We start from the raw sequence: 21,142 nt of genomic DNA, 5'->3' as shown, positions 1-21,142 counted from the left end.
CGGTGGGACAAGACGCCCCTGGGCCTGGGCTGGCGTTCTCCTCGGACGCGGGCTAGCAGACCGCCCGATGATCCGCCTCGACAACATCTCCAAGCAGAACGGCCACCAGATCCTGTTCATCGAGGCCTCGATGGGCGTCCAGAAGGGCGAGAAGGTCGGGCTCGTCGGCCCGAACGGCGCCGGCAAGACGACGCTGTTCCGCATGATCACCGGGCAGGAACAGCCCGACGACGGCCTGGTGGTGACGGACCCGGGCCTAACCATCGGGTATTTCAGCCAGGACGTCGGCGAGATGTCGGGCCAGAGCGCCGTCGCCGCGGTGATGGACGGCGTCGGCCCCGTCAGCGCGCTGGCCGCCGAGATGGCCAGGCTCGAGGCCGCCATGGTCGATCCCGACCAGGCCGACGAACTCGACGCGATCATCGAACGCTATGGCGAGGTGCAGGAGCGTTTCCAGGAGCTGGACGGCTATGCGCTGGAAGCCCGTGCGCGCGAGGTGCTGGCGGGCCTGAGCTTCAGCCAGGAGCGGATGGACGGCGACGTCGGCCTGCTGTCCGGCGGCTGGAAGATGCGCGTGGCCCTGGCCCGCATCCTGCTGATGCGCCCCGACGCCATGCTGCTCGACGAGCCCAGCAACCACCTCGACCTGGAAAGCCTGATCTGGCTGGAGGCCTTCCTCAAGTCGTACGACGGCGCGCTGCTGATGACCTCGCACGACCGCGCCTTCATGAACCGGATCATCGGCAAGGTGGTGGAGATCGACGCCGGCTCGTTGATCACCTACTCGGGCGACCTCGACTTCTACGACCAGCAGCGCGCACTGAGCGAACAGCAGCGCCAGGCGCAGTACGAGCGCCAGCAGGCCATGCTGGCCAAGGAGATCAAGTTCATCGAGAAGTTCAAGGCGCGCGCCAGCCACGCCGCCCAGGTCCAGAGCCGGGTGAAGAAGCTCGACAAGATCGAGCGGGTCGAGGCGCCGCGCCGCCGCCAGACGGTCCAGTTCGAGTTCCGCAGCCCGCCACGGTCGGGCGACGACGTGATCAGCCTGCGCAACGTCCACAAGGGGTATGGCGACCAGTCGATCTACGATGGCCTCGACTTCCTCGTGCGCCGCAAGGAACGGTGGTGCGTGCTGGGCGCCAACGGCGCGGGCAAGTCGACCCTGCTGAAGCTCGTGGCCGGCGCCACGGCCCCGGACAAGGGCGCGGTGAACATCGGGGCCAGCGTGCGGATGGGCTATTTCGCCCAGCACTCCATGGACCTGCTGGACGGCGAGGAGACGATCTTCGAAACCCTCGACAGCGCCTTCCCCCACGCCGGCCAGGGCGCGCTACGGACGCTGGCCGGCTGCTTCGGCTTCTCCGGCGACGATGTGGAAAAGCCCTGCCGCGTCCTGTCCGGCGGCGAGAAGGCGCGCCTCGTCATGGCCAGGATGCTGTTCGACCCGCCGAACCTGCTGGTCCTCGACGAGCCGACCAACCACCTCGACATGGCGACCAAGGAAATGCTGGTCCAGGCCCTGGCCGACTTCGAGGGCACCATGCTGTTCGTCAGCCACGATCGCCACTTCCTGGCGGCGCTGTCGAACCGGGTGCTGGAGCTGACCCCCGAGGGGGTTCACCAGTACGGCGGCGGCTATACGGAATATGTCGCCCGCACGGGCCAGGAGGCGCCCGGACTGCACCCGGGAGGGTAGCGGCCCTGAGGCCTGCGACCGAGGCTCAGGTCCCCGATCCCGCGCCCGGCTCGGCGGCGCCGGTGGGCTTGCAGTAGACGTAGCCCTCGACCTCATAGGCCGTGGTGGCGCGGCTCGAGACGCCGGCGCCGTTGTAGACGTAGCCGGCCGGAAGCATCGCCTCCTTGCGCTCGGCCCGGAAGACGTTGCGCTTGGCCACGCCGCCCGGGCACAGCTCCTCGGCCCGACGGTCCCAGAAGGCGCGGGCTTCGGTGAGCGCGGCGTGCGGCGGCATGACGACCAGCAAGGTGTGGCCGCCATCCGGGTTGGGCCGGTCCCTGTAGCCGTAGCGGACGGTCTCGCCGATCGGGCCGTAGGCGACGGGCTCCGGCGTGGCGCAGGCCTGCAGGCTCAACGCCGCCCCGATGGCGAACAGCGCCACTCCCGTGTGCAGCGGCCTCATTTGCCCTGCTTGGCCTGCCGCTTCAGGCCGTTGACGTAGGTCACCGTGGATTTGCCGACGGCCACGGCGTTGCCGTAGGTGGCGGGCGCGGTGACGTTCGCGGCCGAGGAGACGTAGGAGCCCGCCTCCGGGCCGGCCCCGATGCGCCGGACGGTCCGGTCATCGGCGGTGGTCTCGAGCAACTCGTCCGTGCCGGTCAGCGAAGGGACGGCGGTGCGGTTGAGGTCCAGGGCCACGTACTTGGCCACGAAGGCGTGCGCCTTCTCGACCTCGCGCGCCAGGGGCGCGCCGTCGTCCTTCAGCCACTCGCGGGTCAGGAAGACGGAGGTCTCGCCGCCGGTCAGCTTGTCGTCCTGGGCGAGTTCGATCTCCCGCTGCAGGGCCTTGAATTCGCGGCTGTCCTCGGCCGGCATGGCGCCGTTCTCGTCGCGGGCGCTCTCGCGCGCCGAGGCGACGAGCCGTTCCTTGAGTTCCGGCGTGAGGTTCGGCACCGGCAAGGGGGTGGAATAGTAGGTGAAGGTGTTGCGGTAGACCGGCCCGGTCTTCTCCGAGGCCGGCGGCTGCTTCTTGAAGGCGTAGGGGGTGCTGTAGGGGATCGCGGCGTTCTTGTAGGTCGCCACCGAGACGACCCGCAGGACGCTGGAGTCCTCGGACAGGGTGTAGTTGGTGACGATCTCCACCGCGTCGTCGAGGTCGCCCGGCGTCACGGCCTTCTGGGTGATGACCACGTCGCTGATGGTGACCGCGTTCGGGCGCGGCGGCGAGACGTGGCCGCGCACGGCGCCGGCCAGGGACTCGTCGAGCTTCGGCGGGGTGACCACCTCGGCGATCTCCGACGCCTGGCGATTGGCGCGTGCGGAGGGGGCGGCGTTGATGATCGCGCCAGCGATGGCGCCGCCGATCGCCCCGGCCAGGCCTGCGCCCGCGCCGTTGACCTCGGTGTAGTACCAGCTCTTGCCGACGCCCATCTGGTTGCCGGTGATGCTCACCCGGGTGGGGCCGAGCGCGTCGATGCTGGCCTGGGTGAGCGGGCGCGCGACGGGAACGGGCTCGACCGTCGCGCAGGCGGCGAGCGCCAGGCAAAGCGAAGACATGACGATAGCGCGCACCGGAACCCCCCAACATCCGCGCCGGCCATGCGGCCGCGCGCCCCGACGCCAAGCTGTCGCCTCGGCGGTGGCGTGTCAACTTCAGGGTGCGGGCCTGCGCCCTGTGCAATCGGCGGCGGCGAAGGGCCCCCGCGCGCGGGGGCCGCAGCGGCCGCCGGCCCGAGCCCCGCGCGGCGGTGAAGCGTCGCGCGAGCGGCCTGCGATGCTCTAGGATGCCGCCGGATGACCGCGCGCCCGAGATCCCCGATGCTGGCCCTTGCGGGGCTGCGCAAGTCCGTGCCCGGCGGGCGGGTCCTGTTCGAGCGGCTGGACCTGGAGGTCGCGCCCGGCGAGATCGTCGCGGTGACGGGCGAGTCCGGCGTGGGCAAGTCGACGCTGCTCAACCTGATCGCCGGCCTGGACGACGCCGACGGCGGCCGCATCGCCGTCGCCGGCCAGCCGCTGGAGACGCTGGACGACGACGGCCGCACCCGGCTGCGGCGCGACCGCGTCGGCTTCGTGTTCCAGGCCTTCCACATCCTGCCGCACCTGAGCCTCGCCCAGAACGTCGCCCTGCCGCTGGTGCTGCAGGGCGCCGGCGGCGCCGAGGGGCTGCGCCGGGCTACGGCCATGCTCGAGGCGGTGGGCCTGGCGGGGCGGGCCGGCAGCCGGCCGTCGGAGCTGTCGGGGGGAGAGCTGCAGCGCGTGGCGCTCGCCCGCGCCCTGGTCCACCGGCCGGCCCTGGTCCTGGCCGACGAGCCGACCGGCAACCTCGATCCGGAGACCGCCGAGCGGATCCTGGACCTCTTCGTGCAGCAGGTCCGCGGGTCCGGCGCGGCCGCCGTCCTGGTCACCCATTCCGAACGCGCCGCGGCCGTGGCCGACCGGCGGCTCCGGCTCACCCGCGACGGCCTGGTCCCGCATGACGGCCGCTGACGCCCGCCGGTTCGGCGCGACGCCGCTCGCCTGGATGATGCTGGGGGAGTGGCGCGCGCACCCCGGGCGCGTGGTGGTGGCCGCGCTGGCGGTGGCGGTGGGCGTGGCGCTCGGCTTCGCGGTGCACCTGGTCAACGGTTCGGCCCAGGCCGAGCTCGCGCGCGCCATGCGGACGGTGAACGCCGACGCCGACCTGCACGTGGCCGCCAGCACGCCGCTGGGGTTCGACGAGCGGCTGTACGCGGTGCTGGCGCGAGCGCCCGGCGTCGTCGCCGCCAGCCCGGTGGTGGCGCTGCAGGCGCGCTTCGGCGCGGGACCCGCGTCGTTCGAGGAGGGCGGCCTGAGCCTTCTGGGCCTGGACCCGCTGCGCGCGATCGAGGTGACGCCGTCGCTGGTGGCGACCGCCGCCGGGCGGGCGGCCTCGGCGCCCGAGCAGGTGTTCGATCCCGACGCCATCTCCCTGTCGCCGGCCGCCCTGGCCGCGAGCGGCGCGCGGCTCGGCGAGCGGGTGACGGTGACCGCGGGCGGGCGCAGCGCCGGGTTCCGCGTCGCCGGCGTCCTGCCGATGGGCGACAGCGGCCAGCAGATCGCGGTGGTGGACATCGCCGCCGCCCAGTGGCGGTTCGGCAGCCTGGGGCGCCTGCAGCGGGTCGACCTGAAGCTCGCCCCGGGCGCCGCCCTGCCGCGCGTCGCGGCCGACCTGCGCTCGCGCCTGCCGCCGGAGGCGCAGGTGGTGACGGACAGCTCGCAAACGCGCCGGGGCGACAACCTGACGAGGGCCTATCGGGTCAATCTTCAGATGCTGGCGCTGGTGGCGCTGCTCACAGGGGGCTTCCTGGTCTTTTCCGCCCAGTCGCTGTCGGTGGCGCGGCGGCGTCCGCAGTTCGCCCTGCTGCGCGTGCTGGGCCTCGAGCGGCGAGGGCTCCTGGCGCAGGTGCTCGCCGAGGGGCTCGTGGTGGGCGCGACGGGGGCCCTGCTCGGCCTGGCGCTGGGCGCCGGACTGGCGGCGGCGATCCTGGGGATCCTGGGCGGGGACCTGGGCAGCGGCTTCTTCCGGGGCGCGACGCCGGACCTGGTGGTGGAGCCGCTGGCTGTCGCGGTGTTCTTCGTCCTCGGCCTGGCCGCAGCCGTGCTGGGCAGCGTCCTGCCGGCGCTGGAGGCCGGCCGGGCGCGTCCGGGCGTCGCGCTCAAGGATCTCGGCGACCTCGGGGAGGGGGACACGCGGCGCTCGGGCCTCTGGGGCCTGGGGCTGCTCGCCGCGGGGGCGCTCGCGGCGCTGGCGCCGGCCGTGGGCGGCGTGTCGCTGTTCGGCTACCTGTCCATCGGGCTGCTGCTGGCGGGCGGGGTGGCGGCGATGCCGTGGCTGGCGCGGGCGCTGCTGTCGCCGCTTCAGGAGGCGGCGCCGCGCGGGGTGGTGCTTGAGCTCGCGCTGAGCCGGTTGTGGGGTGCGCCGTCGCAGGCCGCCGTCGCGCTGTGCGGGATCGTCGCCAGCGTCAGCCTGATGGCGGCCATGGGCGTGATGGTGACCAGCCTGCGCGGCTCGGTCGACGCCTGGCTCGGCGACATCCTGCCCGGCGACTTGCTGTTCCGCGTGGAGGGCGGCGGCTTCGACCCCGACCAGCAGTCCAGGATCGCCGCCGCGCCGGGCGTCGCCGGGGTGCTCTTCCAGAAGACCCTGCCCCTGCAGCTGTCGCCCGACCGCCCGCCGGCGATGCTGGTGGTCCGGCCGGTCGCGCGCGGCGCGCCGGCGGGCACGCTGCCGATCATCGGCCGCACGGCGCGGGCCCCGGCGGCGGCCCTGCCGGTCTGGGTCTCCGAGCCCGCCTCGCGCCTCTACGGCATCGAGGTCGGCGAGCAGCTGCAACTGCCGCTTCCCGGCGCGCCCGAGGTGTTCGTGGCCGGCGTCTGGCGCGACTACGCACGCCAGGCGGGCGCGATCGCCATGGATGACGCCGACTACGCCCGGCTGACCGGCGACCGCCTGCGCAACGAGGCGTCCGTGGACCTGCAGCCGGGCGTCCGACCCGCCGCCGCGGCGAGCGCGATCCGCGCCGCCCTGCCGGGGCCGCTCGCCGCGCAGGCGCAGTTCGTGGAGACGCGCCAGATGCGGGCGATCGCGCTGCAGGTGTTCGATTCCAGCTTCGCGCTCACCTACGCCCTGGAGGCCATCGCCATCGCCGTCGGGCTGGCCGGGGTGGCGGCCACCATGTCGGCCCAGACCCTGGCGCGGACGAAGGAGTTCGGGATGCTGCGCCACGTGGGCGTGCTGCGGCGGCAGATCATCGCCATGCTCGCCTGCGAAGGCGCGGCCCTGGGCGCCGTGGGCCTGGTGGCGGGGCTCGGGCTGGGGCTGGCGATGAGCCAGGTGCTGATCCACGTGGTGAACCCGCAGTCGTTCTACTGGACCATGGACACCCGGGTGCCGCTCGTCCTGTTCGCGAGCCTTGCGGTCAGCCTCATCGGGGCGTGCGCCCTGACCGCGGTGCTGGCCGGGCGCCGCGCGCTGTCGGCCGACGCGGTGCGCGCCGTGCGGGAGGACTGGTGATGCGGCGGCACGCCCGGCGCCTGGTCTTGATGCTGGCCGCAGCGCTGCTGGCCGCGGCCGCGCCCGGCGGACCGGTGCTTCCCACCTATGCGCCGGTGCGGGCCGACCGCCCGCTGGTCTTCCCGCGCGACCACGGCGCGCATCCGGAGTTCCGCACCGAGTGGTGGTACGTCACCGGCTGGCTGGAGACGCCGGACGGCCGCGACCTCGGGTTCCAGGTCACCTTCTTCCGCAGCCGGCTGCCGGTGGACCAGCGCAACCCGAGCGCCTTCGCCCCGAAGCAGATCCTGTTCGCCCACGCGGCCCTGTCGGACCCGAGGCTCGGCCGGCTGCTGCACGAGGGGCGGATCGCGCGCCAGGGGCTGGGCCTGGCCCAGGCGGCGGTCGGCGACGCCGACGTCACCCTGCTGGACTGGCGGCTGGCCCGCGGCCGGGACGACCGGTTCACCGCCCGGGCCGGCGGCAAGGACTTCGCCCTCGACCTGGCGTTCGTTCCCACCCAACCCGTCCTGCTGCAGGGCCAGGCGGGGTTCAGCCGCAAGGGACCGCGGCCGGGGCAGGCGAGCTACTACTACAGCCAGCCACAGCTGAGCGTCTCCGGCTCCATCGTCCACGGCGGCCGGCGCGTCAGGGTGACCGGCCGCGCCTGGCTGGACCACGAGTGGTCGTCCACCCTGCTCGATCCGCGCGCGGTCGGATGGGACTGGGTGGGGCTCAACCTCGAAGACGGCGGGGCGCTGACCGCGTTCCAGGTCCGCGACCGGGCGGGGCGGGCGCTCTGGGCCGGCGGCTCGCTGCGCAGCGGGGACGGGACGCTGACGCGCCTGGGGCCCGAGGACGTCAGGTTCCGCGCCGAGCGACTGTGGCGCTCCCCGGCCACGGGCGGGCGCTATCCCGTCCAGCAGGAGGTCGCCGTCACCACGCGGGCGGGCGTCCGGCGCTTCCGGCTGACGCCGCTGTTCGACAACCAGGAGCTCGACAGCCGGCGGACCGGCGGCCCGGTCTACTGGGAAGGCGCGGTGAGCACGGTCGGCGGCCGGGGATACCTGGAGCTGACGGGCTACGTCTCGCCGCTCAGCCTGTAGCGGGCCGGGCCGGGCCGGGCCGGGGCGCGGGGCTTGCGTGACGCGGCGGACGGCTTAGCCTCGCGCACGCGGAACGCGCCGCTCCATAGGGAAGCCGTGGCCACTGTCACCATCCATCACGTCGCCGAGCGCGCGGGCGTGTCCATCAAGACGGTTTCGCGGGTGCTCAACAAGGAGCCGAACGTGAAGCCGGCGACGCGCGAGCGGGTGCTCGCCGCGGCCGAGACCCTGCGCTACCGGCCGAGCGTCTCGGCGCGCAGCCTGGCGGGGTCACGCTCCTACCTGGTGGCGCTGTTCTCCGACAATCCGAGCCCCAACTACGTGAGCGACGTGCAGCGCGGGGCGGTGAGCCGCTGCCGCAAGGACGGCTACCACCTGGTGGTCGAGCCGCTGGATTCGGCCGCCCCCGGCGCGCCGGAACTGACCCGCAGCACGCTGATGACGCTCAGGCCCGACGGGGCGATCCTGACGCCGCCGGTGTCGGACCGGCCGCAGGTGCTGCAGGCCCTGGACGAGGCGGGCACGCCCTATGTGCGGATCGCGCCGGCCGGCGACCCGGAGCGCGCGGCGTGCGTGCGCATCGACGACCGGCAGGCGGCCTACGAGATGACAGAGCACCTGCTGGGGCTCGGCCACACCGACATCGGCTTCATCGTCGGCCACCCGGACCACGGGGCCAGCCGCCAGCGCCTGGAGGGCTTCCGCGCGGCCATGCGCGACAGCGGCCGGACGGTGCGCGAGGACCGGGTGGTGCAGGGCTATTTCTCGTTCCGCTCCGGCTACGAGGCCGCCGAGGTGCTGCTGGGGAGCGACGACCGGCCGACCGCGATCTTCGCCAGCAACGACGACATGGCCCTGGGCGTGCTGGCGGTGGCCCACCGCTGCCGGCTGGCGGTGCCCACGGACCTGTCGGTGGCGGGCTTCGACGACACGCCGGCGGCCATGACCTCGACCCCGCCGCTGACCACGGTGCGCCAGCCGATCTTCGAGATGGCGGCCGCGGCGGCCGGGATGCTGATCGAGGGGGCGTGGGACCCGAGCGACCCCGGCCCGCCGCCGGCGCGGGAGCTCCCCTTCGACCTGGTGGTGCGCGAATCCACCGCCGCCCCGCGCCGGGAACCCGCCCGCCCCACCTGAAGCCGGGCCGTTCAGACACCTCCGATTAAAACGATTGTTAGCGCTACCGGTTTTTGTTGACAGCGTTGTCAAGGTTCCGCAGAGTTCGATGAACACGGATCGGCCGCGCTGAACGACGGCCGTCCCAGGAGGAGACAAATGAACCCGCCTCGCGCCTTGCGCAGCGCATCCGCGTCCGTCGCTTCCCGGACTTCCCCTGACTGGCGCGGCGCCCCTTCGCCGCGCCGTCCTTTTCCCTTCGCCTAGAGGGGAGCGGGAGACGATGACCGCCCGCCGCCCCGCCCTGCGGACGAGCGCCATGGCCGGCGCCGCCGTGCTCGCGCTCGTCGCCGGGCAGGCGGGGCCGGCGCTGGCCGCCGGGCCGGGCGTGGCGAATCCCCAGGCTTGGCCCGCCGCCCGGAGCCCCGCGGCGCTGAGCGATGCGAAGACCGAGGCCTTCGTCACCGAACTGATGAGCCGGATGACGGTCGAGGAGAAGGTCGGCCAGCTGATCCAGGGCGACGTCGGCAATGTGAAGCCGCAGGACCTGAAGGACTATCCCCTGGGCTCGATCCTGGCGGGCGGCGACAGCCCGCCGCTGGGGGCGCCCGACCGGTCCCCGGCCAAGGCCTGGCTCGACACCGCGCGGGCCTTCCGCGCGGCCCAGCCGTCGCGCGACGGCCGGCCGCCGATCCCGCTGATGTTCGGGCTCGATGCGGTGCACGGCAACAGCAACATCGTGGGCGCCACGGTCTTCCCGCACAACATCGGCCTGGGCGCGGCGCGCAACCCGGCGCTGATCCGCCGGATCGGCGAGGTCACCGCCCGCGAGACCGCGGCGGTCGGCTGGGACTGGGCCTTCGGGCCGACGGTGGCGGTGGTCCGCGACGACCGCTGGGGCCGCACCTACGAGGGCTACGCCGAGGATCCGGAGGTCGCCCGCGCCTATGCCCGAGAGCTGGTGATGGGCCTGCAGGGCGCGCCGGACGCCTGGCCGTCGCTGGCCCAGGGCCGGGTGGCCGGCTCGGCCAAGCACTTCATCGGCGACGGCGGCACCGAGAACGGCAAGGACCAGGGCGACAACAAGGACAGCGAGGCCGATCTCGCCCGCATCCACGCCCCCGGCTACGTCTCGGCGATCGACGCCGGGGTGATGACCGTGATGGCGTCGTTCTCGAGCTGGCAGGGGGTCAAGAACCACGGCAACCGGAGCCTGCTGACCGACGTGCTGAAGGGCCGGATGGGCTTCGACGGCTTCGTGGTCAGCGACTGGAACGCCCACGGCCAGGTCGAGGGCTGCAGCAACGAGAGCTGCCCCCAGGCGATCAACGCCGGGATCGACATGGTCATGGCCCCCGACAGCTGGAAGGGACTCTACCGCAACACCCTGGCGCAGGTGAAATCCGGCGAGATCCCGATGGCCCGGCTCGACGACGCCGTCCGGCGGATTCTGCGGGTGAAGGTCAAGACCGGCCTGTTCGGACCGAAGCCGCTCGAGGGGCGGCTGGACGAGGTCGGCAAGGCCGAGCACCGGGCGATCGCCCGCCAGGCGGTGCGCGAGTCGCTCGTGCTGCTGAAGAACAACGGTAGCGTCCTGCCGATCCGCGGCTCGGCCCGGGTGCTGGTGGCCGGGGCGGGGGCCGACGACTTCGGCAAGCAGACCGGCGGCTGGACGCTGAGCTGGCAGGGGACCGGCAACAAGGCCGAGCACTTCCCGAACGGCCAGACCCTGTGGGCCGGGCTGCGCGAGGCGGTGACGGCGGCCGGCGGCCAGGCTGAGTTCAGTCCCGACGGCAGCTTCACCACCAAGCCCGACGTGGCCGTGGTGGTGTTCGGCGAGGACCCCTACGCCGAGTTCCTTGGCGACCGGCCGAACCTCGACTACCAGCCCGAGGCGGACCTCGCCCTGATGCGCAGGCTGAAGGGGCAGGGGGTGCCGGTGGTGGCGGTCTTCCTGTCCGGCCGGCCGCTGTGGGTGAACCCCGAGCTCAACGCCGCCGACGCCTTCGTGGCCGCCTGGCTGCCGGGGACCGAGGGCGGCGGCGTGGCCGACGTGCTGGTGGGCGACGCCCGCGGCCGGGCGCGCCACGACTTCCGCGGCAAGCTCTCCTATTCCTGGCCCAAGCTCGCCAGCCAGTACCGCCTGAACCGGGGCGAGGCCGGGTACGACCCGCTGTTCGCCTACGGCTACGGCCTGACCTACCGCGACCGGAAGAGCCTCGGTCGGCTGTCGGAGGTCTCCGGCGTGGTCAGCGCCACGGCCAATCCGGACCGCTACCTGGTGGGCGGCAAGGTGCAGGAGCCCTGGCGGCTGGTGCTGCGCGACCCCGGCGGCGAGGCCCAGGTGGGCGCCGCCGCCATCGCCAGCCCGCGCGGGGCGCTGACGCTCAGCCTGGTGGACGCCTCGGGCGTGCAGGGCGCGGCGCGCGGGCTCACCTGGACCGGACCGGCGGAGGCCGCGATCACCGGCCCGGCCGCCGACCTCACCCGCCAGGCCAACGGCGACATGGCGCTTTCCATCACCTACCGCGTCGACCAGGCGCCGGACGGGCCCGTTCGGCTCGGCCTCGGCAAGACCTGGGTGGCGCTGGACGGGGTGCTGAAGGCCGCGCCGGCCGGCGAGTGGCGGACGCTGAAGGTGAAGCTCGCCTGCTTCCGCCGCGACGGCGAGGACCTGGCGGCGGTGACGTCGCCGGTCTCCATCGGATCTGCGGGACGGCTGGGGCTCTCGGTGGCGGAGCTGAAGCTCGCGCCGAACCAGAACGACGCGGTGTGCCCATGACCGTGCGTACGCGCCAGGGGAGGTGGAGTCGCTGAAGGGCCGGGAGGCGCCCCGCGGGGGCGGCCGCAAGGCTCGGGGCCGAGTAGGGCCCGCGTTTTAGACAGTTTCGTCAAAAGCTTATGTCAGCGTTGTCAAAAAACTCAGGAGGCCGTCTTGACTGATTAGACATGCAGATGATACCGCTACCGTAACAACAGCGTCTTAAGTATCGCAGGGGCCGAGAAGTAATCGGACTGCGAGACTGAACCAGTGCGCAATAAGCCAAGTCCATCTTGTGCCCGAACTTAGGGGGGAACAGCCATGAAGCGGCGTAACCGCTTGCATACGTCTGCGTCGTTTGTCGTCCTGTCGGCCGCGCTCTTCGCGGCTGGCCAGGCAAGCGCCCAGCCCACGGAATCCGCCGTCGACGAGGTCGTCGTCACCGGGATCCGCGCATCCATCGAACAAGCCATCGACATCAAGCGCAACAACAGCGGCGTGGTCGAGGCGATCGCCGCCGAGGACATCGGCAAGTTCCCCGACACCAACCTCGCGGAGTCGCTGCAGCGGATCCCAGGCGTGGCCATCGACCGTTCGAACGGCGAAGGCTCGCAGGTGACGGTCCGCGGCTTCGGCGGCGGCTTCAACCTGGTGACGCTGAACGGGCGCTCGATGCCCACGGCCAACGTCCAGACGGTGGGCGGCGACCAGTCGGCCGACTTCGCCGGTGGCACCAGCCGGTCGTTCGACTTCTCGAACCTCGCCTCGGAAGGCGTCAGCACGCTGGAGGTCTACAAGACCGGCCGCGCGGCGATCCCGTCCGGCGGCATCGGCGCCACGATCAACGTCCGCACCCGCCGTCCGCTGGACGCCGAGCCGGGCTTCAGCGGCAGCGTCGGCATCAAGGGCCTCTACGACACCGGCGTCGAGGAGAGCCTCGACGACGCCGACAAGATCACCCCGGAGCTCTCGGGCCTGATCAACTGGGCGGACCCGAACGACATGTTCGGCGTCTCGGTGTTCGGCAGCTACCAGAAGCGGAACTTCACCAGCCGCAGCGCCACGTCCAACGACTGGAACATCCGCCGGCTGTCCAACTTCCTGAACCCGGCCAACGGCTTCGTCCGGAACAACAACTCGACGCAGATCACCAATGCGCCGTCGGATCCGAACACCCTGGTCGCGATCCCCAACGACAGCCGCTACCACTTCGCGGAAGGCGAGCGGGAGCGGGTGAACGCCCAGGCCACCCTGCAGTTCAAGCCGACGGACGCGATCACGCTGACGGCCGACGTGCTCTATGCGCGCAACAAGGCCCACGAGCAGCGGAACGACCAGACCAACTGGTTCAACCGCCCGTTCGACCGGGTGGTCTTCGACGACAACCCCACGGTGGCGACGGCGATCTTCCTCGAGGAGACGCTGAGCGGCACCAAGGACACCGGCTACGAGCAGCAGTACCGGGCCAACACCGACAGCCTGGAGTCCTTCGGGCTCAACGGCGAGTGGCGGGTGACCGAGCGGCTCACCGTCTCGCTGGACGGCCACATGTCGAAGGCCAACTCCAAGCCCGGCGCGCCGAACGGCACGAGCGCCACCCTGGTGGCCATCGGCGCCCCGGTCACCCGGACGCACTCGGTGGACTACTCGGGCGACGTGCCCGTGCAGTCGATGGCCATCAACGACGCGCTGCCGCGCGGCAACGGCAACGGCGTGCTCGACATCGGCGACCTGGGCTCGCAGGTGGCGCGGACCTCGTCCCAGCGCCAGTCTCAGGAGGTCAAGGAGATCCGCGCCGACGCGACGTGGGAGCTCGACGACTGGGGCAGCCGCTTCGACTTCGGCGTGAACTACCGCGACTCCCAGATGCGCCAGTCGAACATCAACACCCAGCAGGACCTCGGCTCCTGGGGCATCTCCAACCCGCGCGACGTGAGCCAGATCGCCGGCAACCTGGTGCGCGAGTTCTGCCTGGCGTGCGCCTTCAACAGCTACGACCTGAACCAGACGGGCCCCGGCCTGATCGCCTTCCGGGCCAATGCCGTCGACCTCTACAACGCCCTGTCGCCGGTCTATGTGCAGCGCGGCAACGCGGTGGGGATCACCGGCCAGAACAACAACCGGGTCGACGAGAACATCCTGGCGGCCTACGGCCAGGTGACCTGGAAAGGCGAGCTGGCGGGCATGGCCACCAGCGTCGTCGCCGGCGTCCGCTACGAGCGCACGGAGGTGGACTCCACCTCCGAGCTCGCGGTGCCGCGGGCGATCATCTGGACGGCGGACAACGACTTCACCGTCGCCACCAGCAGCGAGCGCCAGCCGGTGTCGGGCAAGGGCAAGTACAACAACCTGCTGCCGGCCCTCGACTTCCAGATGGAGGTTCGCGAGGACCTGATCGCCCGGGCCTCGTTCAGCCGCACCATTGCGCGGCCCGACTATGGCCAGCTGTTCGCCTCGGTCACCGCCCAGGCCCCGAACCGCCCGATCGCCAACGGCGCCACGCCGCTCGGCACCTCGGGCAACCCGGACCTGGAGCCGCTGATCTCCGACAACTTCGACGTGTCGCTGGAGTGGTACTACAAGCCCGGCAGCTTCATCTCGGCGGGCTTCTTCGAGAAGCGGGTGAACAACTTCGTGGGCACGGGCACCGTGACGCGGAACCTCTTCGACCTGCGTGACCCGAGCTCCGGCCAGCCCGGCACCCGCTCCGGCCAGGCGCGCGAGCTGCTGACCGGCGTCGGCGCCGACCAGACCGACGTGAACCTGTTCACGGCCACGGCCCTGATCATCACGACGGGCTCGGTGGACGCGGCGCGGGCCCAGTTCCAGGCCAACCGGACGGTGCTTCCGGGCGGCGGCCTGGGCGATCTGAACCAGGCCTTCGTCGACCAGATCCTGGCGGCGGTGAACATCGAGGCCAACGCCACCGATCCCCTGATGAACTTCCAGGTGGCGCAGCCGATCAACAACCGGTCGGCGCGGATCTACGGCTTCGAGATCGCCGGCACCCACTTCTTCGGCGAAACCGGCTTCGGGGTCGCCGGGGCCTACACCCGGGTGGAAGGCGACATCGGCTTCAACATCGGCGCCGACCCCGGGCAGGACCAGTTCGCCCTGCTGGGGCTCAGCGACACCGCCAACGCCACCCTGATCTACGACAAATACGGGGTGTCGGCGCGGCTGGCCTACAACTGGCGGGACAAGTTCCTGGCCCAGACCAACCGCGGCGGCTCGCGCAACCCGGTGTTCGTGGCGCCCTTCGCCCAGGTCGACCTGAACGTCAGCTATGACGTGAACGAGAAGCTGGCGATCTCCTTCGAGGCCATCAACATCTTCGAGGAGAGCCTGCGCACCTACGCTCGTGACGAGAACCAGCTCTGGTTCGCGCAGGAGCTGGACACGCGCTACCTTGTGGGCGCCCGTTACCGGTTCTGACCGGGACGGCCGTCCGGGACGGGAAAGGCCGCTGCCCGCAGCGGCCTTTTTCGCCTCAGGCGCGGGGTGTGGGGGAGCCGGGCGCGTGACGGCCCGGGAGCTTTGATGACCAACAGGGTCCTCTTGAACAATGTCGAGCACGCCGACCTGCGGGTGATCACCCGCCACGGCCCGGAGTTCGGCGACGCGATCAATCAGGCGCTGGTGCTGCCCACCGAGCTGGAGGCGGCGCAGCGGGAGTACCCGATCTTCCTGCGCAGGGACGCCAACGGCGAATACCAGGCCGTGGTGCTGCTGGGACTCGACCGGGACGAGAACCTGTTCCTCGACGATGGCGGCTGGCAGGCGCGCTACGTGCCGGCCGTGCAGCAGCGCGGGCCGTTCTCCATCGCCCTGCAGGAGGGGCGGGACGGGGCGGAGCCGATGATCCACATCGACCTCGACCACCCCCGCGTCAGCCGCACGGAGGGCGAACCCCTGTTCCTGCCGGCCGGCGGCAACGCGCCCTACCTGCAGCACGTCGCCCGGCTGATGGGCGTGATCTACGACGGGCTGGAGATCAGCCGGGCCTTCTACGAGGCGCTGGAGGCGGCCGGGCTGATCGAGCCGATCTCGGTGGAGGTGAAGCTCAACGATCGGGAGGAGTACGTCCTGCCCGACCTCTTCACGATCTCCCAGGACCGGCTGGCGGGGCTGCCGGCCTCCGACCTCGAGCGGCTGAACCAGGCGGGCGTGCTGCGGGCCGCCTACATGGTGATCGCCTCGCTCGGCAACATGAGCCGGCTGATCGACGCCAAGAACCGCAAGCTGGCGGCGCTCTGATGGCGGGCCCCCCGAGCGGCATCGCGCGCAGGACCGAGGCGGTCGGCGGCGTCGCCCCGGCGGACATCCCGTTCGACGAGATCCTCAACGCCCAGCGGCCGATGATCTTCCGCGGCATGGCCCGCGACTGGCCGCTGGTGCAACTGGGGCTGGAGGCGCCGGCGCGCGCCATGGCCTATCTGAAGGGCTTCGACAGCGGCCAGCGCGTGGTGGGCTATACGGGGCCGCCGCAGATCCGTGGCCGCTTCTTCTACAACCCCGACCTGACCAGCCTGAACTTCCGCTCCGAGCGGGTGATGCTGGGCGAGTTCCTGGACCGGATCGCCGAGGGGCTGGAGGCGGCCGAGGGGCCCTCGCTCTATATCGGCTCCACCGACCTCGACACCTACCTGCCGGGCTTCCGGGCGGAGAACGACCTCGGCCTGCCGCCGGAGACCTTCGGCGAGGCGCCGCCGCTGGCCAGCATCTGGATCGGCAACCGCACGACCGCGGCCACCCACTACGACATGTCCAACAACATCGCCTGCTGCCTGGTGGGCCGCCGGCGCTTCACCCTGTTCCCGCCCGAGCAGGTGGAGAACCTCTATCCCGGCCCGCTGGAGCCGACGCCCGGCGGCCAAGTGGTCAGCCTCGTGGACCTGAACGCCCCCGACCACGACCGCTTCCCGCGCTTCCGCGAGGCCCAGGCGGCCGGGCAGGTGGCCGAGCTGGAGCCCGGCGACGTGCTCGTCTACCCGGCGCTCTGGTGGCACCAGGTGGAGGCGCTGGAGCCGTTCAACGTGCTGGTGAACTACTGGTGGAACGCCACGCCGGGCTTCATGGACACGCCCATGAACACCCTGCTGCACGGGCTGCTCAGCCTGCGCGACCGGCCGGAATTCGAGAAGCGCGGCTGGAAGGCCCTGTTCGACTACTACGTCTTCGGTCCCGCCGAGCGGGCCGGGGCGCACATGCCCGAGGCCGCGCGCGGCGCGCTCGGCCCGATGGACGAGATGAAGGCGCGGCGATTGCGCGCCCAGCTGCTCAACCGCCTCAACAGATAGGCATCCGGGTAAGGGGAAACGCCATGCAGCAACAACAGGTCGTCAGGAAGGTGGTGATCGCCGGCGGCGGCTCGGCGGGCTGGATGACCGCCCAGGCCCTGGTCACGCAGCTCGGCCCCCTGGTGGACATCACGCTCGTGGAATCCGACGCCATCGGCACGGTGGGGGTGGGGGAATCCACGATCCCCACGGCGCGGACCTTCGTCCACCTGCTGGGCCTCGACGAGCGCGAGTTCATGCGCGAGACCCAGGCCACCTTCAAGATCGGCATCCTGTTCGACAACTGGGCGCGGATCGGCGACCGCTACATCCACTCCTTCGGCGAGGTCGGCAAATCGACCCTGCTGGCCCACTTCCACCACCTGTGGATGGAGGCCCGCGCCCAGGGCTTCGGCGGGGAGCTCGGCGACTACTGCCTGGAGTACAAGGCCTCCGCGGAGAGCAAGTTCTTCACCAGCGAGAACGCCCCGCTGAACTACGCCTACCACCTGGATGCGACGAAGTTCGGCCAGTACCTGCGCGGGCGCTGCATCAGGCAGGGCGTGCGGCGGATCGAGGGCAAGATCCAGGAGGTGAAGCAGCACCCGGAGACCGGCTTCGTGGAGGCCCTGGTCATGGAGTCCGGCGAGCGGGTCGAGGGCGACCTGTTCATCGACTGCACCGGCTTCCGCGGTCTCCTGATCGAGCAGACCCTGAAGGCGGGCTTCGAGGACTGGGGCCACTGGCTGCCCAACGACCGCGCCGTGGCCATGCAGACCGCCGCCGTGGGCCCCGCCGCGCCGCTGACCCGCGCCACCGCCCACAAGGCCGGCTGGCAGTGGGGCATCCCGCTGCAGAACCGCGAGGGCAACGGCTGGGTCTATTCCTCGGAGCACATGTCGGACGACGAGGCCCACAGCCTGTTCCTCGGCCAGCTGAAGGGCGAGCACCTGACCGATCCCTGGCTGATCCGCTTCCGGCCCGGCCGGCGGCGGAAGAGCTGGGACAAGAACGTCATCGCGCTGGGCCTCGCCAGCGGCTTCATCGAGCCGCTGGAATCGACCTCGCTGCACATGATCATGATCGGGGTGACGCGGCTGCTGCAGCTGTTCCCGTTCGGGGGAGTCAACGAGAGCCTGATCAACCGCTTCAATCACCTGGCCGACCAGGAGATCGTCCGCATCCGCGACTTCGTGGTGATGCACTACAAGCTCACCGAGCGGAACGACACGCCCTACTGGGACCGCTGCCGGACCATGGAGATTCCCGACAGCCTGGCCGAGCGGATCGAGCTCTTCCGGGAGACCGCCCAGATCTACACCATCCCCGGCGAGCTGTTCCAGATCGCCTCCTGGCTGCAGGTGATGACCGGCCAGCGGGTGGAGCCGAAGAGCTACCACTACATGGGCCGGATGATGCCGCCGGCGCAGCTGAAGAAGGCGCTGGAGGACCTGAAGGGCCACATCGCCAGGGCGGTCGACCGGATGCCGAGCCACCAGGACTTCGTGCAGCAGTACGTGGCGCAGCGGACTCCCGAACCCGCCTAGCGGGTGACGCGGCGGCAGCCCCATTCTGGGTAGCGCGCGCCGCAGGCCGCTTGATCGTCATCAACTGAGACGGGCGCAGCCTGCCCTCCTGTGCGGCCGCGGCTTTCCACGCCGCGGCGTCACGGGGATGGGCCCATGTACGAAGACTTTCAGGCCGGCGGCGTCGCCCCGGCGCAGTCCGGCGACGTCCGCCGGTCGTGCCGGAACGAGGAGTCGCCGTTCGAGGACCGCGAGCTGTTCTTCTCGCGCACCGACCCGCACGGGGTGATCCGCCACGGCAATGCGGTGTTCCAGCGGGTGAGCCGCTACGACTGGGACGAGCTGGTCGGCAAGCCGCACAAGATCATCCGCCACCCGGACACGCCGCGGGCGGTGTTCTGGCTGCTGTGGGACACCATCCGGCGGGGCGAGCCGGTGGGCGCCTATGTGAAGAACCGGGCCAAGGACGGCTGCTACTACTGGGTGTTCGCCATCGTCACCCCGATCGAGGACGGCTTCCTGTCGGTGCGGCTGCGGCCGGGCGGGGCCATGTTCGAGGCCGCCCAGGACCTCTACCGCGCCTGCGACGAAGCCGAGCGGGCGGAGGCGCTGACCCCCGAGGCGAGCGCCGGGCGGTTGCTCGGGCGCCTGGGCGAGCTGGGCTTCCGCGACTATCCCGCCTTCCAGGCCGCGGCCCTCAGCGCCGAGCTGCACGAGCGGGGCCGGCGCCTCGCCCGGCCCGCCGACGCGGCGCTGCAGGGCTTCGACCGCATCCTGGAGGCGGCGGGCGCCCTCCTGGAGCCGACGCGAACGGTGACCGAGGCCTGCGGGCTCTACACCCACCTGCCGCTCAACCTCCGCATCCAGGCCGCCCAGCTGGGCCGCGCGGGCGCGGCGATCAGCGCCATCTCGGTGAACTACAGCGCCATCAGCACCGAGTTCGCCCAGGCGGTGGAGCGGTTCGCCGCCTCGGCCGCGGAGGTGAACCGGGCGGTGGCCGACGGCCTCTTCCTGCTCGCCGCCGCCCACGTGCAGCAGGAGATGGCCGAGGTGTTCGGGCGGGAGGTCGGCGCCTCCGGCGTGGACGCCGCCGCCGAGATCGCCCGGCTGGACGGGCAGCAGCGGGCCTACGCGCAGAAGGCGGAGGCCGGCCTGGCGGCGATCGACCGGCGGGTCGCGGCCTTCCGGGACGACTGCGCCCAGATGAGCCGGCTGGCGGCCAGCCTGGAGGTCACCCGGATCATGGGCGAGGTGGAGTGCGCCGCCGCGGCCGGGGCGGCGGACGGCCTGGGCAAGCTGCTGGAGGAGCTCGGCCAGTTCCAACGGACGCTCACCGAGGCGCTGCGCGAGCTCTCCCGCCGCAACGCCGAGATCGCCGGCTTCAGCGGCCGGCTGATCGGCGGCGCGCCGGAGGCCGAGCCGGCCTAGCGGGCGACTGAGAAGCGGAAGACCGTCGTCGAGCGGAAGGTCTCGCCGGGCCGCAGGACCGTGGAGGGGAACTGCGGCTTGTTGGGGCTGTCGGGGACGTGCTGGGTCTCGAGGGCCACGCCGTGGTGCTTGCGCAAAAGGACCCCGGAGGCGGCGCGCAGGGCGCCGTTCCAGTGGTTGGCGGTGTAGACCTGGACGCCGGGCTCGGTGGTCAGCACCTCGAGCTCGCGCCCGCTCGCGGGGTCCTCCAGCCTCGCGGCGAGGACCGGGCGGCCGGGGCGGGCGGGCCTGAGCATGAAGTTGTGGTCGAGGCCGTCGCGGCTGAACCGCATCTCAGGATGACCCTTGCCGACCCGGTCGCCGATCCGCGTCGGCCGGCGCAGGTCGAGCGGGCCGCCGGCAACGGGCGCGACCTCGCCGGTCGGCACCAGCAGCTCGTCGCCGGGCGTGTAGCTCTGGGACGCCACCGTCAGCCGGTGGTCGAGGACGTCGCGCGCGGCGTCCCCGGAGAGGTTGAAGTAGGCGTGGTTGGTGAGGTTCACGACCGTGGGCCGGTCCGTCGTCGCCGCGTAATCGATCCGCAGGGCGCCGTGGTTGTCGAGGGTGTAGGTGACGGCGACGTCCAGGGCGCCCGGGAAGCCGTTCTCGCCGTCGGCGGCGCGGTAGGTCAGGACCACGCCGGCCCTGCCGCGGGCCTGGAAGGCGCGGCCCGTCCAGTTGCGCGTGCAGAAGCCCGTGGGGCCGCCGTGGGAGCTGATCCCCCGGGCGTTGGACGGCAGGTCGTACCTCGTCCCGTCGAGGGTGAAGCCGCCGCCCGATATCCGGTTGGCGTAGCGGCCGATGACGCAGTTGAAGGAGCCGTTGGCCTCGTAGGCGGCGAGATCGGGCAGGCCCAGCACCACATTGGCGAAGCGGCCCCGGCGGTCGGGCGTGCGGATGGCGTCGATGCGCGCGCCGTGGCTGAGGATGCGCACGCTCATGCCGCGGTCGTTGACGAGGGTGTAGGCCTCGACGCGCGCGCCGTCGGCGGCGACGCCGTAGGGCTCGGCGCGGGCCTCCATGGCGCGCCCCGGGGGCGCGGCGGCGAGCACCGCCAGCGCCGCCGCGAACGGCAGGCCGATCCGCAAACCCGAGGTCATCGCTCTCCCCGTCTGGAGCCACATCCTGGCCGCCGGGCGGCCGGGTGGCAACGGCCCGGCCGGCCTCCGCCGCCGGCAGGCGGACGCGTGCGTTGCCACAC

General features: G+C 72.0%; 14 protein-coding genes. 11 read left to right on the top strand and 3 right to left on the bottom strand.

Going from position 1 to position 21,142, the window contains the following annotated elements:
• The first annotated feature begins 67 nt into the window (after positions 1-67).
• Entirely contained in the window at positions 68-1,696 is a 1,629-nt protein-coding gene (locus VM685_RS15940) for an ABC-F family ATP-binding cassette domain-containing protein (RefSeq protein WP_325461162.1), read from the top strand.
• A 25-nt stretch (positions 1,697-1,721) separates the two neighbouring features.
• On the opposite strand, the gene VM685_RS15935 is transcribed toward VM685_RS15940, so the two are convergent.
• Both VM685_RS15935 and VM685_RS15930 read right to left on the bottom strand, forming a co-directional pair.
• Positions 1,722-2,138 carry a hypothetical protein gene (locus VM685_RS15935; protein WP_325461161.1) on the bottom strand — a complete coding sequence of 139 codons (417 nt, stop codon included), beginning with the start codon at positions 2,136-2,138 and terminating at the stop codon, positions 1,722-1,724.
• Positions 2,135-3,232: a hypothetical protein gene (locus tag VM685_RS15930; RefSeq protein WP_325461160.1), complete on the bottom strand. Its 1,098-nt coding sequence runs from the start codon at positions 3,230-3,232 to the stop codon at positions 2,135-2,137. The genes VM685_RS15935 and VM685_RS15930 overlap by 4 nt, the downstream gene beginning before the upstream one ends.
• A gap of 261 nt (positions 3,233-3,493) precedes the next feature.
• Between VM685_RS15930 and VM685_RS15925 the strand changes: the two genes are divergently transcribed.
• From VM685_RS15925 to VM685_RS15880, 10 genes are all read left to right on the top strand, one after another.
• Positions 3,494-4,162, top strand: coding sequence for an ABC transporter ATP-binding protein (locus tag VM685_RS15925; protein WP_325461159.1), 669 nt, complete (start codon positions 3,494-3,496; stop codon positions 4,160-4,162).
• A complete protein-coding gene (locus VM685_RS15920) occupies positions 4,149-6,707 on the top strand; it encodes an ABC transporter permease (protein ID WP_325461158.1) in 2,559 nt (852 codons plus the stop codon). The genes VM685_RS15925 and VM685_RS15920 overlap by 14 nt, the downstream gene beginning before the upstream one ends.
• The gene (locus VM685_RS15915; protein WP_325461157.1) at positions 6,707-7,792 is read left to right on the top strand and encodes a carotenoid 1,2-hydratase; all 1,086 of its coding nucleotides are present in this window, start codon (positions 6,707-6,709) and stop codon (positions 7,790-7,792) included. The genes VM685_RS15920 and VM685_RS15915 overlap by 1 nt, the downstream gene beginning before the upstream one ends.
• 96 nt (positions 7,793-7,888) lie before the next feature.
• Positions 7,889-8,929, top strand: a complete 1,041-nt coding sequence (locus VM685_RS15910) for a LacI family DNA-binding transcriptional regulator (protein ID WP_325461156.1) — start codon at positions 7,889-7,891, stop codon at positions 8,927-8,929.
• Positions 8,930-9,191: 262 nt separating this feature from the next.
• On the top strand, positions 9,192-11,690 hold the full coding sequence (locus VM685_RS15905) for an exo 1,3/1,4-beta-D-glucan glucohydrolase (RefSeq protein ID WP_325461155.1): 2,499 nt from the start codon (positions 9,192-9,194) through the stop codon (positions 11,688-11,690).
• Positions 11,691-11,990: 300 nt separating this feature from the next.
• A complete protein-coding gene (locus tag VM685_RS15900; RefSeq protein ID WP_325461154.1) occupies positions 11,991-15,104 on the top strand; it encodes a TonB-dependent receptor in 3,114 nt (1,037 codons plus the stop codon).
• A gap of 105 nt (positions 15,105-15,209) precedes the next feature.
• The gene (locus VM685_RS15895) at positions 15,210-15,926 is read left to right on the top strand and encodes a SapC family protein (RefSeq protein WP_325461153.1); all 717 of its coding nucleotides are present in this window, start codon (positions 15,210-15,212) and stop codon (positions 15,924-15,926) included.
• Complete coding sequence (locus tag VM685_RS15890; RefSeq protein ID WP_325461152.1) at positions 15,926-16,969, top strand: cupin-like domain-containing protein; 1,044 nt, start codon at positions 15,926-15,928, stop codon at positions 16,967-16,969. Before VM685_RS15895 ends, VM685_RS15890 begins: the two co-directional genes overlap by 1 nt.
• A 23-nt stretch (positions 16,970-16,992) precedes the next feature.
• On the top strand, positions 16,993-18,495 hold the full coding sequence (locus VM685_RS15885) for a tryptophan halogenase family protein (protein WP_325461151.1): 1,503 nt from the start codon (positions 16,993-16,995) through the stop codon (positions 18,493-18,495).
• A gap of 135 nt (positions 18,496-18,630) precedes the next feature.
• The gene (locus tag VM685_RS15880; RefSeq protein ID WP_325461150.1) at positions 18,631-19,902 is read left to right on the top strand and encodes a PAS domain-containing protein; all 1,272 of its coding nucleotides are present in this window, start codon (positions 18,631-18,633) and stop codon (positions 19,900-19,902) included.
• On the opposite strand, the gene VM685_RS15875 is transcribed toward VM685_RS15880, so the two are convergent.
• Positions 19,899-21,041 carry an aldose epimerase family protein gene (locus tag VM685_RS15875; RefSeq protein ID WP_325461149.1) on the bottom strand — a complete coding sequence of 381 codons (1,143 nt, stop codon included), beginning with the start codon at positions 21,039-21,041 and terminating at the stop codon, positions 19,899-19,901. The genes VM685_RS15880 and VM685_RS15875 overlap by 4 nt on opposite strands.
• Between the last annotated feature and the right edge of the window lie 101 nt (positions 21,042-21,142).

The organism is Phenylobacterium sp. (assembly GCF_035539035.1).
GTDB lineage: Bacteria > Pseudomonadota > Alphaproteobacteria > Caulobacterales > Caulobacteraceae > Phenylobacterium.
This window is presented reverse-complemented; position numbering and strand designations above follow the sequence as displayed.